Origin of the sequence: Mycobacterium interjectum, from assembly GCF_900078675.2 — a bacterium.
Lineage (GTDB): Bacteria > Actinomycetota > Actinomycetes > Mycobacteriales > Mycobacteriaceae > Mycobacterium > Mycobacterium interjectum.
In genome coordinates this window covers 3,678,588-3,692,853 of the sequence record NZ_LT546237.1, presented here as the reverse complement: position 1 = coordinate 3,692,853, position 14,266 = coordinate 3,678,588, and the positions used below count along the sequence as shown (strand labels likewise).

The following is a 14,266-nucleotide window of genomic DNA, read 5'->3' as shown; positions in this document are numbered from 1 at the left end:
GTTGCGGCGCCTCAGCCCGCTTGCTGGAGCCGGTTGGTCATGCCCAATTCGCGGCCGCGGTCCCAGAGGACCGGGTCGCCGCTGTGATAGAACACCGTCTGGTCGTAGCCGTACACGGTGATGTCGTGGGTGACCGAGTCGGCGACAACGGTGTTGCCCGATCCCATGACGGTCACGGCCCAGCAGTTGCCCTTCGCGGTGATGACGTTCGCGGTGCCATTGACGATCAGCGTGGCGTCGTTGCAGTCGAGCGTCTGTTCCACGCCCTGCCCGGTGATGTGCGTGTCGCCATTCTTCGCCTGTGCAGCCGGCGACTCGGCGGCGGTCGAGGCGGCGATGATGATGGCACAGGTGACCAGCGGCGCCGCGACGGTTGTCCAGTTCACTACGGGCCCCTTTCGAGACGGGTCGATCTGCTCGAATGAGCCTACGTGCATTCTCACTTTCTGTGTATGGGGTAAAGCACGCCCGTCGGAGAATTCTCAATATTCAAACAAATCACTGAGAAACCACCGGTTGGTCAAGTGCGAAATATGTTCTGCGGCAGCAGATGCCGTCGCTCAACCCTGCTTGTGGCGGCCGCTGCGTAAACTATTTGCACTTTGCAGCATCTGTGGATTAAGCGGGATGGGCGCATGAGGGAGCGTTGGCGGCTCCGACGGCAGCCGCCGGGGTTGGGCGGCCGGATTTGCCCCGAGCGCGAAAGATATTCTGCGGCATCAGATGCCGGGGCTAACATTGCCCGCCGCGGCCCAGGAGGCCAATTGTTTGCATTTTGCAGCATCTCGGGGTTAAGGCGCAATCTCGTCCGGATCTGTGACCGCGACGAGTGCAAAGGTAAGGGTATGACGATCAACCCCCTCGCCTCCGGCATGGCCGCGGCCGGAGCCTGCGGAATCCGGTTGCCGCCTATGGTCTGATCGGCGCTGCGGCCGCTTATCCGCTGTCGCGGCGACGGCTGGGCATCGATGGACGAGAAGCCCCTAACGCTGGCCTTGGCCTGCACCGTCGTGGCCTTGGCGGCGAGCATGCCGAGCAGCCGGGCGCGCCGCCTGGTGCCCGCCGGTTGGGTCATGCGCGCAATCTATGACGCCGCATTCACCCACGACGCGAACGTCACCAGGCTGCCGGGATGGTATCCGCCATTTCGCGCGGGCGTAGACGTCGCAATGGGTGCGCGGCTCGCCCTGACGAACCTTCGTAGGTGCCTCACCCACCGACATCTCCCGCAAGTTCTGACCTTCGCCAGACGGGTCGCCAGTAGGCGTCAGCCTCGATCTCGCGTTGGCGACGCCTAGCGGCGAACTCATCTAATTCCCGCTGGCGCTCGCAGGCCTTTATCTCCGCGTCACGTATCGCTTCATCGAGCCGAGCTGATGCGTGCGCAGGTGTCAGGATCGGGATGCTCAGTTTGCGGGCGGACGAATGCCGAGAATCGTCCGCCTCGGGTGTGGTTGTGGCAAGCCATTGAACGGTTTTCGTGACGTTCACGGCGAGCTTGGCCCCATAAGCTTCCGCGCGTTCACGCAGCGCGACGACCTCGGGGTCCTCGCCGGCAATTGCCACTCGAAGCCCGCGGAGGTACCGCGCCTCGGGTGACGGTTCGGGCTCGGAGCATGCGGCAATGACCGAATTAACTTCCGATGCGAGATCCGTGAGCCCCAGCGCCTCGGCCACTAGGTACATTTCTCGGCGTCGCAGCGGTGTCAAAGCGGCCCACGGCCCATCCTTCTCATCGGCGAAGGTGGCGTCCCAGGCCTGGCGATGAATCTGCCGAAGCCGGGTGCCCGTCACGCCGGTCGCGATGGCCAGTCGAGTCAAATCGGAGGCCTCTTGCATCGTGAGCCGACCGTCGTGGACCGAGTCGTCGAGCAGCCGCCGGTACCTCTGGATTGCGCGCGGGTCACCTCTGCGGGTTCTCGTTGACTGGGGAAACGATGCCAGCAACTCTGCCATTGAGGCGCGCACGAGCGGTACGGGGCGGCAGCTGATCTGGCAGGTATCGAGCACCGGCGAAGGCGCACCGTAGCGCGGTGCCTGCGTGAAGTAGAGAGGAGACGGCGCTCGGTGCAGGAGCCACAGCAGAACCTCTTTCGCCGCGCGTGCGTCACCCAATGCTGTGTGCCTGTCATGTGCCCACTCGCCAGTCGCCGTCTTGTACATCGCTGGCAAGCTGAAAGCACGGCCGTCGAGGTGGCGCCGACACGTCTCCAACGTGCAGACGCCGACGACGTCCGGCGGTGGGATTCCGGCCCGCCACGCGGCAATTGACAAAAAGCCTTCCTCGAAGGCGAAGTTGTGGGCGAACGAGCACGGTCCCGGAAATGAAGGAGAACGTCTCCCGGAGCACGTCTTCGATGCGCGGCGCGCCGGCGAGATCGCTGTCGAGGATACGGTGAACGCCGATTGCTTCCCGGCTCGAGCCCGGATTGTTCACCAACGTGGCGAACTCGTCGATTGTTCGTCCGTCGGCCGAGAACTTGACGAGTCCGATCTCAACGATGCGGTCAATGTCGGGATCAAGCCCGGTCGTTTCCAGATCTACAACGGTGAAGGTCGCCTGTGCCGCCGGGTATGCAGTGACGCTGCGAGTGAGACGTGCGCAGGGAATTCTTGGGTGACGACGACGCGGCTGGACGCCGAGAGGCGCCCGCCTTTCTGCGACGTCGGTTGTCGAGTTCGACGCGCTGGGGCCAGATTTGGGGACGACCCAACCGACGACTGCCACGGTTAGGAACGCAAGCCACGACAGTTCGAACACCCACCCGACGACTGATCGCGCGGTGGATGGGTTGCCAGCGCCCATGTGGACGGCAATGTACGTGCCACACCACCACGGCCATGCCGACGCGCAGATCGCCGACGCCAAAAGCAAGATGACTGTGCCGCCGCGTCCAGAGGAAGACGAACTGTGCCTTCGTCGCGATGTGCTCGGTGACACGCACGGCTCCTGCATCTGGTGATCAATCTCCGAAGCCCCAAGAATCCGCCGAACGCCGTTGCGCGCGAATCTCGGTCTCGCTAATTTGTCGTGGAAATGCGACGCCGACGCCCGGCGATGCGGCCGAGGCATGCAACTCCAGCGCACCCCACCGGGGTGTGTCTGCCGGCACGTCGAACGACAACACCACCGACACGCGCGCACCGGGGAAGACGGTGACCCCGCCGGCCAGCGCTGTCGATAATGCCGCACCGTTATCGACGTGGAAGACGACGCCTTCGACCTTGAGCTTTTGATCGGCCGCCGAAAACACCTTCGGTTCTGTGCCGGTGTTTGTCATTGTCAGGTGGGCATTGACGAAAGCACGCTTCGCGGTGGCCTGCTCGGACCGATCGACGAAGGTCAAGAGGAACACAAAGTCATCGTCGATGGCCAGCTGTCCCAGGCGAACCAGATGAAATCTCGCTTGCCGGGCGCGAAGTGGATCCGTCACCGCCGGTGCGAGCGCGTTGCCAACATGTCGGAAACAACGGCAACCGTTGATGCCGCGGCAGCGCGCAGCCATTCAAACCTACGCCGAGGCCGCTGTCTGCGGACAGCTGGCATCCAGGCGCTACAGGCCAACAAGCCGGACGTCATATACGTATCCTCATGCGGAATCCTGGTAATCAGTGGGGGCGTCGGTATAACGCGTGAACATTACCTAGCCAGATGCGGCCAACGAGAACGTTATTACATTTTGCAAAGAATTCTACAAGTGGAATCTCTTGCGCTGGGGCTTCAAACATGCACTGCGGCAACAGGTATCGGTCGCGCCGCGTGCGATCCCACCTACCGCAAATGTTTTCATTTGCAGCGCTGAGGAAGTGCCCGGGTACCGGTCGTTTCGTTGAACCTGTACTGCTGCAGGCCGTTACTCGGGCGGTTTCAAGGTTTGCTTGCAACAGTGGCTTCTGACGCGGTTGACAGTAGCCGATCGAGGACTTTGGCGGGGCTGTCCCAGTCGAAGCGTTTCCGGGGCCGGTTGTTGAGCTCGATGGCAACCTCGTCAAGATGGGCAGCCGAGTGCACCGAAAGGTCAGTGCCCTTTGGAAAGTATTGCCGCAGAGGGCCGTTTGTGTTTTCGTTACTGCCGCGCTGCCACGGCGAATGTGGGTCACAGAAGTAGATATCGATCCCGGCGGCGATGCTGATACGGGCGTGGGCCGCCATTTCGTGGCCCTGATCCCAGGTCAGCGTTTTCCACAGATTCTGAGGAAGGGCTTGGATCTTGGCGATCATGGCTTCGGCGACCACGTCGGCCTCGCGGCTAGCGGGCAGGTGCAGCAGCTGGGGACTGTGGAAATAACGGTGTTTCCGGCACTGACACGCTGAGCGATGCTCGGCGAGAAAGGTGCCGTGATGACGACACTGGAAGATGTGGCGAAGAAGAAGGCGGCTGAGCAGTCCGCAGAGCAGAAGGCCGCGGTCGAGCTGGTCCGACTGGCCCAAGAACAGGGCCTGTCGCTGACCGGGCCCGATGGGCTGCTCAAGCAGTTGACCAAGACGGTGCTCGAAACCGCGCTCAACGAGGAGATGACCGAGCACCTGGGCTATGAGAAACACGACCCGCCCGAGGCGGGCTCGGGCAACATCCGCAACGGCACCCGCACCAAGACGGTGCTGACCGACACCACTGGCCCGGTCGAACTCGATGTGCCGCGCGATCGGGCATCGACGTTCGAGCCCCAGATTGTCAAGAAGCGCCAACGCCGACTGTCTGGGGTGGACGAGGTGGTCTTGTCGTTGTACGCCAAAGGTCTTACTACCGGGGAGATTTCAGCGCATTTCGCCGAAATTTACGGGGCGTCGGTCTCCAAGGAGACGATCAGCCGCATCACCGACAAGGTGATCGAGGAGATGAATGATTGGTCGGTGCGGCCCCTGGATGAAACCTACGCAGCCATCTTCATCGACGCGATCGTGGTCAAGGTCCGCGACGGCCAGGTCGCCAACCGCCCGTTCTACGCCGCCATCGGGGTCACTTTGGCCGGGGAACGCGACATCCTCGGCTTGTGGGCCGGCACCGGTGGGGAGGGTGCGAAGTTCTGGATGAGCGTGCTGACCGATCTACGCAATCGCGGGTGTCGTGACGCGTTGTTCGTCTGTTGTGACGGGCTGACCGGGCTGCCCGAATCCATTGCCGCGATCTGGCCACAGGCCATCGTTCAAACCTCATCTATCGACAATGGGTGGGCCGGGATGGTCTCGGCGTTCACCTGCACCACCACGGGCAGGACCTATGCAAACGCGTCACCTTCGAGGTCCACATGCAGACCCGTCCGCCCGTGGTGGCTGCGGGGCTTGGACCGGCCAGCGAGAGCAGCACCACCGGTATCAGCGGTGAGTGCCGAGATGAGGTTCCGGGCGGGCCTCGCAATTGCAGCGTGAACCTTCAAGGTCGAAGGGATCTGACTGCAATGAATCAGGATAGTCCGAGCGATTTACACGCCAGGATTTGGTGCGGCATCGACTGGGGCGGACGTTTCCATCACGTCTGTGTCCTGGATGACGATGGTCAGCAGCTGCTCAGCCGCAGAATCGCGCATACCGTCGAGGGTCTGAGCGCTCTTGTCGCGATGATCGCGGCGCTGCCCGGTTCGGTGCGCATCGCGATCGAACGCGCAGAGGGATTGCTCGTCGAACACCTTCAACTTCATTGCGACGCCGAAATCTATTGTGTATCACCAAAAATCTCGGCGCGGGCGCGCGAACGGTATCGGATGGCGGCGGCGAAGTCCGATGAGTTCGATGCCTATGTTCTGGCTGACACGTTGCGTCATCAGCATGCCCAGTGGCGGCCGCTGGTCATGCCGTCGCCGGTGTTGGCGGAGCTGATCGCGGTGAGCCGGGATCGTCAACGGATCCTGGACTTGCAGGTGGACACCGAGAATCGGTTGCGCGCCATCTTGGAGTCCTACCACCCCGCGCCGTTGCACCTGTTTTCCTCACTGGACCGCGACATCACTTTGGCGTTCATCCGGACCTACCCCACCCCGGCACAGGCGAGCAGAATCAGTGCGGCACGGATGGGCGCATTCACGAGCCGTCACGGCTACAGCGGTCGCCAGAAGGCCGAGTCGCTCGTTGACCGGATGCATCCGCACTTGCTCTCGGCAAGTGACGGCACGGTCGCCGGAAAAGCACTGGCGGCCAAAGCATTCACAGAACAACTCACCCTACTCAATGCCCATCTGCGCATCCATGACAAGCGCCTAGATGAACTGCTCGCCGCTCACCCAGACACCCCGATCTTCACGAGTTTCCCCGGTATCGGACCCGTCATCGCAGCAGTGTTGATCTCCGAGATGGGCGAAGCCAGACAACGCTTCCCCTCACCGCCGTCGCTGCTAGCCGACTCCGGGCTGGCTCCGGTCACCAAGGCATCCGGGCGCACTCGCCAGGTGAGGTTCCGCTACGCCGCCAACCGGCGGATGCGACATGCCATCGACTGGTGGATGTTCGTCGCCGTCCGTGAAGATCCCTGGTCAGCTGACATTTACCAACGCGCACGCGCGGCCGGCCAGCCCCACCACCGCGCGTTGCGCGGTCTCGGCGCCCGCTGGGTGCGGATTCTGTGGCGCTGCTGGACTGACCACATCACCTACGATCCGGCCATTCATCACCGCATGACCGTGGCCTAACCAACCAAACGCTTTGCCATTCCGCGCCGTCGCAAACCTGGTCAGACGCGGCGGTCGAGCACGCCACGGACTGAAAGGTTGACAGCGGGAGTCTGCATCATCCACTTGCTGCGCAACACTTTTCGGCTCACCTCCCGTAAGTACTGGGATGAGATCAAGCGTGATGTCAAACCGATCTACACCGCAGTCAACGCTACCGCGGCCCGCAAGGCGTTCGACGAGCTGGCCGAGAAATGGGGGCAGCGCTACCCGGCGGTGATCCGCCTATGGGACAACGCCTGGGACGAGTTCATCCCGTTCCTGGATTATGACCTGGAGATCCGCCGCGTCATCTGTAGCACCAATGCGATCGAATCCCTCAACGCCCGCTACCGCCGCGCGATCAAGGCCCGCGGACACTTCCCCTCCGAGCAGGCCGCGCTCAAGTGCCTCTACCTGGTTACCAGATCACTGGACCCAACCGGTGCCGGCAGGGCACGATGGATGATGCGGTGGAAACCTGCCCTGAATGCGTTCGCGATCACCTTCGGCGACCGATTCCCGGCAGCCGAAACCTACTGATGAAAACCGCCGGAAACACCGTTAGCGAGATAGTCCCCTCGGCCACCCTACGAGAAAGTGGTCTGTGCGCAAGTGCTCGGTGAGGTGGTGTTGACGCCGGGGTAGACGACCTGGATGTGGGTGCAGACGATGACGTTGACATCGGTCTTGGGCTGGCCCGTCGACCAGTCGGCCGAGTCGATGCGCCCGGTTGTCTGGTACTTGTCGGGCGGACCTTCACCGAAGTACACGGTGGTGATCTCGTCGGAACCCAATGCCTTGTTGACTCGCTCGAACTGGCCGTTGGCGTGCGCGTCCAAATAGGCCATCCGGTTTGGTGATCGGGCTTCGGTGGTCTGGCGCGCCCACAGGCCGGGCGGGAAGCCGGTCGCACCGTCGGGGGTGCGCACATCGGCCCCGACGGTGAAGTCGCAGTGGCCGTCAGCTTTATAGCAATCGAGGAAGGCGTGGGTCTCCAGCTGGTTGGCGCCGTCCAAGGGAAACAGGGTGGTGGCGGTGTTGGTGGCCGCCAAGCACACGGGAGCGGGCGCAAATGTCAACGTCGATCCGACGACTGCAAACCCCGCAATGAGCCGCTTCACCCTGACTCCTTCCCGCTTCATCGACAAAATAACCTCGACTACGTACCTGACTATCGTCTATGGCGGACGTCATCTGGATACCAGACGGAAGAAGGCGACCCCAATATATCGCACGATGTACGGCATCGGCATGGGCTGCGAATCTCGTTGAGTGGCAGCCCTTTCGGTCCTGAAGCACACATGAGCGCTACTCGCGGGTAGTTTCAGGTTGAAGTTTGCCAGCTGCTGCAAGGATTTGCTAAGCCGCTAAGTGCAGAACCTTGTCCAGTAATTATGTATGCCAAGGGCATTGCCAGTACTGGAAAGTCGCGAGCGGTTTCGTCAATTTCCTCGAAACAGCATCGTTCCTCGGCCGCCTCTTCGGTACTGTTCCACACACGTCAGATCATGGCTATCAGGTTTTTCTCGGAGGACTGCAGATGCGGCTAGTGCTTCACCTCTAATTTCGTTGCTCAACACCATGAAAGGGAGCCCGGACCGGTCGATGGTCGAGGCTCACCGGTGACTCGGAGGGAGTTACCGGTGCCGGCTGAGCATACCGGTGACTCGCGAGGGCTGCTGCTGGTCCAAAATTCCCTTTCCTTGCCGGCGGCAGACGGGCAGCTTTCCCGCGGGGCCCCACCCTCACGGGAAAGCTGCCCGTACATCAATTGCGGAGATGTCATCAACGTGAGCTTGGTGCGCATCATCGGTACTAGCGACGGACCATGTTGTCCGGGAGGGGGATTGAATGGAGCCGCGGCGCGGCGATCGGCAGCCACGCAGCTCGACGGGGTTTACCCCGCGAGGTTGGGGCGTGACGTTTCCGGCTGACGATTCAGGACCGTCGAGTGTGACCGCCAAGGCCTTGTCCAGCATCTGCTTTTCGATCGCGGCCCACTACGTGGCGGCGGCGCCGGTACTACAGCCCGGTCGGAGGGGGCCTGGCGCAGACGTGCTCTTGGATGCGCGGCCTGAATCGGCCGGCACGGCTGGGTAACAGACTGCAATGGTGAACTTGTCGGTTCTTCCGCCAGAGGTGAATTCCGCGCTGATCTACAGCGCTCCTGGCTGGGAAAAGCTGGGTGCCGCAGCGTCAGAGTGGGAGTGCTTCGCGACGGGATTCCATTTGATCGCGGTTTCGTTTAAGGCGACGTTCGCGGGACTGATTACAAACTGGCCCGGTCCGGCGGGGATTTGGATGGCAGGTGCAGCAGCGCATTACGCGTCGCGCATGACCGTGTTGGCGGCGCAGGCGGCCGGCGCCTGCGCCAACGCCAAGGCTGCCGAAAAGACCTCCAAGACGGTGTTCGGCATGGCGGTTCCGCCGCTAGTGATCGCGGCCAATCGGTCCTGGCTCGCGACGCTGGCAACGCACAATCTGCTGGGGCAGAACGCTCACGCGATTGCCGTCACAGAGGCTCACTACCTGGAAATGTGGGCTCAGGATGCGGTGACGATGAACGGGTACGTAACGGCGTTCCACAGTGAGGTCAAGACATCGTTATCGTCGAAGCCCGCGCTGGCGACCACGTACTCGACGACTTCAACCACCACTGCCGCCGATGACTGCCTGTCGGCGATCTTCGCCAGTAGGGTGACCGAAATACGTTGGGCCCTAGGCTCGCTGCTGGCAGAGGGGTGGCTGCTCGACAACGTCGGCCAGTTGCCCTCCGGGGGTGCCGCATCGCCGCGTTCGCCGGGCGGCGGGCCGAGCGATGCGGCCAGCGCTTCGGAGGGGTTGGCGATGTACCCCATCGGCATGTTGGTGCAGGCGGCACGGATGTCCCCGACCGGCGCAGCGGAGCTGAGCGCCAAAGGTAACGGGCTGTTCAACGGTTTTGGTCGGCTCGTCGACTACGTCTCTGGGTCGCGGGCGGAAAGGGGGAGCGACCAGCCGACGGCGTGGGTTGCGGAGGTCTCCGCGCAGATGGCGCGGGCGCTCACGATGGGGGCGTTGTCGATACCGCCGGCGTGGTTGTCGGCAGCACCGGAGGTCGGCCACAGCCCATCGCAATTGCCTTGCGCTGTGGGCCGCGGAGCATTGACCGTCCTCTGAAAGTGCTGTTCAGCCAACGCTGATCGAACAGTTGGAGGCGCGGCGTGGGCTCCATCTCCTACATACGATGCCCGCCTAATTGACATCCGGGCTCCAATCGCTTGCCCGCATTCGCACGATGCCAACCACTTCCGGCCCAGTCCGCAAGAATCCATGTGTGCTGCAGGCTGTCAGCCGCGCCAACCCGCTCAGGCTACTGAACGGTAATTTCACCTTGAAACTCAACGGCTTGCGGGAGAGTTCGCTGCTCGACGGCGGATGTCGTTCTCGCATGATAATTCCAGATATCCACGTTTGCCGAGTGTGGGCACCGTCGGGCCGCTTGATCACTTCGGTCATCTGGGAATCAATTTTTTTGTGCGCCTTCGGTATCATACGACACGCGCCAACGGATGTTCGCCAGTCATCAGTGGAGGTTAGGTGAAGACACTGGTGTTGCTGCCCGTTGGTTCGTTGCGCAAGGCGCGGAACGAAGCTTCGTTGCCGTTGGCGCCTTCTCTCCGACCGGTGACGCAGGGGCGTTGCGGCTGGTTGGTATACCTTGCCCGTGCTGGCGGCAGTACCCGGCAGCTTTCCCGCGGTGCCGCGGCACGGCGGGAAAGCTGCCTAACAGCTGTGGTCGCGCGCCGGTTTGGGCTTGGGCATCCGGGGCTGGCTGACCCGGTATCAATGATTAGACGTGACAGGGATCGGATTGAACGAGCGCCTGACATTGCGATCGCGCGGTACGGATCGGGGGCTGGCACGTGATGCTCCAAGCTGGGCAGTCCGCTCGCCGCGATGTTTTGGTATCAGTGACCGAGTCTGTCAACGCGGTAGCGACTGCTTAGAAGTCGGGCGCCGTGAGTTTCTCGTTCTTTCCCCCGGAGTTCAACACGGAACTCGTCCATACCGCCCGCGGCTCGGGGCAGTTGAGTCTCGCCGCGTCCGCGTGGGATGTCCTGGCGGCGGGTTTGTGTTCGGCTGCCGGTTCCCTTGTGCCGGCGATCTCGGCATTGATCGCCAATTGGCCCGGGCCGTCGGTACTCGAGATCGCCGGTGCCATCGCCCAATACGCGTCGTGGCTCAACGCGACTGCCGCGCAGGTTGCGGACGTTGCCGCCAAGGCTGCGACCGCGGCGGATGCGTTGGAGACGGCGTTCGCGATGACGGTGCCACCGCCCGTGATTGAAGCTAATCGTGCATGGTTTAGGAAATTGGCAACAACGAATGTGTTAGGCCAGGATGCGTTAGCCGTAGCCGCAACGGAGGCGCACTATCTCGAGATGTGGGCCCAGGACGCGGCCACGTTGAATGGGTACATGACGGCGTGGCGCGATGCGGTCAGGATGTCGGCATACGGCAAGAGGGCAGCCGCGACGGATTCCACGGATGCGACGGCTGCAGGAACCGGCATGGCACCGCTTACGAATTCAAGCACTGAGAGGCGCTGGGCGCTAAGTTCGCTCACTGCACGCGAGGCCAAGCCGGGGCATTCCGGCCCGTCAGGCCCATCGGGCACCGCCCCGGACAGTGAGCGCGCCGCCGAGGCGGTCAGCACCGCCAGCGCGGCGGAGCGCTTGGCGATGTACCCGATCAGCACACTGGCGCAGGCGTCTCGGATCTGTGAGGCGGACGGTGCAGCGCTGAGCGGTACTCGCGATTCGCTCGTCAACCGTCGCGCTCAGCTCAAGGTTTGCGACGAACGCCTGCTAGTCGGCCGGGCGGACCGCCAGCAATACTCGTGGGGATCACCCGTCTCAGCACGGATGGCGCATGCCATGTCATTGGGCGGCCTATCGGTGCCGTCGACCTGGCCGGCGCCACCAGGGCTCCGCAATACCACCCAGGTTTTCGTCAACTTCCAGCGGCGGGCCCAGACATTGTCGTCCGACGGAGCACGAGGTAGTGGGCACTACCACTGAGGGCTGAGCGATCATTCTGCCGTCCAGACTGCCAGATGCCTGACCGTTCACGCGATTACGCGGCGGCAGGTCGACCCCGATCAGCGAGGCTGCAGCTCAAGGCCTTTCATGACGAGCCGCTGCCATCGGCGGCTACCCCAGCTGTAAGGTAGCGTGAGCCAGGTCTCACCAAAAGGTGTAAGCGAAGGACGGATTGGCGCCGCTCATTCTTGTGTTCAACCAACTGGTAGGTCAACGACGATGGTCCGACACAGCTGATGCTCAGAATTGTCTAATCTTGCACATTGGGTTGCAGATTGACGGCGAAGGCGATGGCATGGCCGCGAAGGTTGTCCACAGCTTGTTCCCCGGAGCCTAACGCCTCGGCGAATGCCGCCCGCCGGGGTGCCGACATTCGAAACATCGGCGGCCGCACCCGCGCTCAGGCGATGATGACCACCGGTCGCCCGGCCGAAGTACATTGGCTTGACACCCGTTAACTCCTGCCGCCCACTGGGCACGGCCAGCGCCACGTGAGGGTTAAGTCAGTTCGCGGTCGGCCTGGCAGCGTCAGCCTGTAAGGATGCCAGCAAATGTTGAAATAGCGTGTGCGCAGTTGTTCGACTTGCTGCTACAACGGTCGGCACGGTCAACCTGACTCTCCGGCGAGCTAACGAAAATCTGCATGTACCGCCGGACGTTGCAGCGATCAATGCTGTCAACGTCCCGTCCCGTGCCTCGTTGTCGTCGACGCCAAAGCTTAACGGCTAAGGGCCAGTACGGTTTTGACTCTAGATGCACGGAAACTAGCGCTGCTTTGTCCGTATCACAACAGATTTCACCTCACCATGAGCGTACCTGGGCTCTTAATCGTTTGGACTCGACAACCCAAACCGACGGGGCTGAAAGGAATTCCTTGATTTGCTGTCGCGCATACGTGAGTTTGAGCGCTCAATTGACGTGGCGGTCGGGAGGGCTGGGCTCAGGCCAGAGACCAAGTATCGCAATGTAATCCGTATGGGAGTGAAAACAGCGGTGTTCCGCAGATGTTCAATAGTGCCCGTATTGATCGGGGTACGTCGCCACGCCACCGGCTGAGCGAAAAGTCTTACCCCTCAGTAATTTTGCCGACAAGGGCGGGTGGGCCCATCTGATCCGCCGCGCTGACCATTGCCTCCGCAGGTCCCATAAACTGATCCGTAGGGGCGGTCATGTTTGCGGGCTCTGTCCGCAAGAACAGTGCCAGGGTGGCGCGTCGCGTTCTTACGCTAGCTAAATCCCTCGTATTACAGGTGCGACGCAAGCTACGAATTCCGACAATGCAGAAACGCACTAGATCGTGTTACACCACTGACGAGGTCAGCTAATTTTAGAATACCCCCTGTACTACTTGTGAGCTGCGAGTTATGCTGAGAAACACGAGGACGTGGCTATACGTAGAGCGTGTGGAACGCGTTCCAAAAATTGACCAACAAGTAATTTTCGCCTTGAACCAGATACTTCAAACTGACAGTTTTCTGGGCAGGGTCGGGGAGTCCTATGAGCAGTGCAAAATTGCCTCTTCTTCAGTCCCTGGCGTCCGCCCCAACGGTGGATACATGACAATCGTTGAGGCGGAAGTCGTTTCATCTACAGCGCGGCAATCTTCGTGGATACCGTCGCCCGCTGTGGAAGAGACGGGTCCTGAACCGCCAAGAATATGTCTGCCGGGACTCGACGATATAGAGCAGCGGTGCTGGCAGGCGTTCCTGGAATCGTCGGCGCTCCTGCTGGAAACGTTAGATCGCCAACTTGTAAAGATTCACAAGCTCAGGTTGTTCGACTTCCTCGTGCTCTCGATGCTCGCCCGGGCGAACGGCAGCGGTTCGGCTCGGATGGGCGATCTGGCGGAGGCTCTCGCGGTCGGGCCCAGCCGGATGACCCAGCAGATTCGCCGCCTAGAATCGGAGGGTCTCGTGCATCGCAGCCGCAGCACCAAAGACAAACGCGGAGTGATCGCGACGATCACCCGTGAGGGCCGCGCGCGGCTCCAGCCCGCGACCAGAACATATGCGAGACATGTTCGCGCGCATTACCTTGATCAGATGTCACGCCAGAAGATGATCGCCATGGGTGACAGCTGCCGGCGGATCAACCACCCGCTGAACAATTCCCAGGTAATGGACAGGTTTAAGCTCCTGTAGGCGGCGGTCCTCGACAAAGCGTGCCGGTCGATGAAATCCACATTCTGCGATACGGCCGTGGCAGATTTGAGGGGCTGCCCACGCCGCGAGACTGGCTCTTATCCAGAGCTAGCCGTGCCGCACCCGTGTTTCCACCGGATGTGCGGCAAGGCCCATCGGCTTGACGAGAATGGCCTGCGCGAAACGAGTTGCCTGCGGCGACAACTATTGTCCCGCCAGCTTTCACGCTGTGGCATTGCGAGTGTCGCCCGCCACGGTGATGGGACCGGTTTGAGCTGGGTTTAGCCACGGTCATGGGACCACCTGATTGCCAGTAATGGGACCACCGGCGTGTCGCGTCGGGGGCCGCTCGATAACTGGATCGGATCGCTTCACGTCGAAGTCGCGTGAAGGGGT

Annotated in this window: 9 protein-coding genes and 3 pseudogenes; 6 read left to right on the top strand and 6 right to left on the bottom strand. The window is 61.9% G+C overall.

Features of this window, described 5'->3' with window-relative positions:
- Positions 1-11 precede the first annotated feature (11 nt).
- From BN4348_RS52135 to BN4348_RS52115, 5 genes and pseudogenes are all read right to left on the bottom strand, one after another.
- The gene (locus BN4348_RS52135; protein ID WP_066916288.1) at positions 12-386 is read right to left on the bottom strand and encodes a DUF3060 domain-containing protein; all 375 of its coding nucleotides are present in this window, start codon (positions 384-386) and stop codon (positions 12-14) included.
- Between the two features lie 823 nt (positions 387-1,209).
- Positions 1,210-2,163 carry a BRCT domain-containing protein gene (locus tag BN4348_RS52130; RefSeq protein WP_066916286.1) on the bottom strand — a complete coding sequence of 318 codons (954 nt, stop codon included), beginning with the start codon at positions 2,161-2,163 and terminating at the stop codon, positions 1,210-1,212.
- Positions 2,129-2,806, bottom strand: coding sequence for a 3'-5' exonuclease (locus BN4348_RS52125; RefSeq protein WP_160040558.1), 678 nt, complete (start codon positions 2,804-2,806; stop codon positions 2,129-2,131). The genes BN4348_RS52130 and BN4348_RS52125 overlap by 35 nt, the downstream gene beginning before the upstream one ends.
- Before the next feature lie 157 nt (positions 2,807-2,963).
- Positions 2,964-3,506 carry a DUF4352 domain-containing protein gene (locus tag BN4348_RS52120; RefSeq protein ID WP_083746588.1) on the bottom strand — a complete coding sequence of 181 codons (543 nt, stop codon included), beginning with the start codon at positions 3,504-3,506 and terminating at the stop codon, positions 2,964-2,966.
- A gap of 362 nt (positions 3,507-3,868) precedes the next feature.
- A pseudogene (locus BN4348_RS52115) lies at positions 3,869-4,264 on the bottom strand (IS30 family transposase); the annotation flags it as partial.
- Positions 4,265-4,339: 75 nt separating this feature from the next.
- Between BN4348_RS52115 and BN4348_RS52110 the strand changes: the two are divergent.
- From BN4348_RS52110 to BN4348_RS52100, 3 genes and pseudogenes are all read left to right on the top strand, one after another.
- Positions 4,340-5,164: pseudogene (locus tag BN4348_RS52110) on the top strand (IS256 family transposase); the annotation flags it as partial.
- Between the two features lie 236 nt (positions 5,165-5,400).
- A complete protein-coding gene (locus BN4348_RS52105; protein ID WP_066916282.1) occupies positions 5,401-6,624 on the top strand; it encodes an IS110 family RNA-guided transposase in 1,224 nt (407 codons plus the stop codon).
- Between the two features lie 81 nt (positions 6,625-6,705).
- A pseudogene (locus BN4348_RS52100) lies at positions 6,706-7,185 on the top strand (transposase); the annotation flags it as partial.
- 47 nt (positions 7,186-7,232) lie between these two features.
- Here BN4348_RS52100 and BN4348_RS52095 read toward each other — a convergent pair.
- Complete coding sequence (locus BN4348_RS52095) at positions 7,233-7,766, bottom strand: hypothetical protein (protein WP_066916280.1); 534 nt, start codon at positions 7,764-7,766, stop codon at positions 7,233-7,235.
- 988 nt (positions 7,767-8,754) lie between these two features.
- Here BN4348_RS52095 and BN4348_RS52090 point away from each other — a divergent pair.
- From BN4348_RS52090 to BN4348_RS52080, 3 genes are all read left to right on the top strand, one after another.
- Positions 8,755-9,804 carry a PPE family protein gene (locus BN4348_RS52090; protein ID WP_066916278.1) on the top strand — a complete coding sequence of 350 codons (1,050 nt, stop codon included), beginning with the start codon at positions 8,755-8,757 and terminating at the stop codon, positions 9,802-9,804.
- Positions 9,805-10,646: 842 nt separating this feature from the next.
- Positions 10,647-11,708, top strand: a complete 1,062-nt coding sequence (locus tag BN4348_RS52085) for a PPE family protein (protein ID WP_066916276.1) — start codon at positions 10,647-10,649, stop codon at positions 11,706-11,708.
- Between the two features lie 1,646 nt (positions 11,709-13,354).
- A complete protein-coding gene (locus tag BN4348_RS52080; protein WP_066916274.1) occupies positions 13,355-13,870 on the top strand; it encodes a MarR family winged helix-turn-helix transcriptional regulator in 516 nt (171 codons plus the stop codon).
- The last annotated feature ends 396 nt before the right edge of the window (positions 13,871-14,266 follow it).

Coding starts and splice junctions, on each gene's coding strand:
- BN4348_RS52130 (WP_066916286.1), bottom strand. CDS start 2,163: ATGTACAAGACGGCGACTGGCGAGTGGGCACATGACAGGCACACAGCA.
- BN4348_RS52125 (WP_160040558.1), bottom strand. CDS start 2,806: ATGGGCGCTGGCAACCCATCCACCGCGCGATCAGTCGTCGGGTGGGTG.
- BN4348_RS52120 (WP_083746588.1), bottom strand. CDS start 3,506: ATGGCTGCGCGCTGCCGCGGCATCAACGGTTGCCGTTGTTTCCGACAT.
- BN4348_RS52105 (WP_066916282.1), top strand. CDS start 5,401: ATGAATCAGGATAGTCCGAGCGATTTACACGCCAGGATTTGGTGCGGC.
- BN4348_RS52090 (WP_066916278.1), top strand. CDS start 8,755: ATGGTGAACTTGTCGGTTCTTCCGCCAGAGGTGAATTCCGCGCTGATC.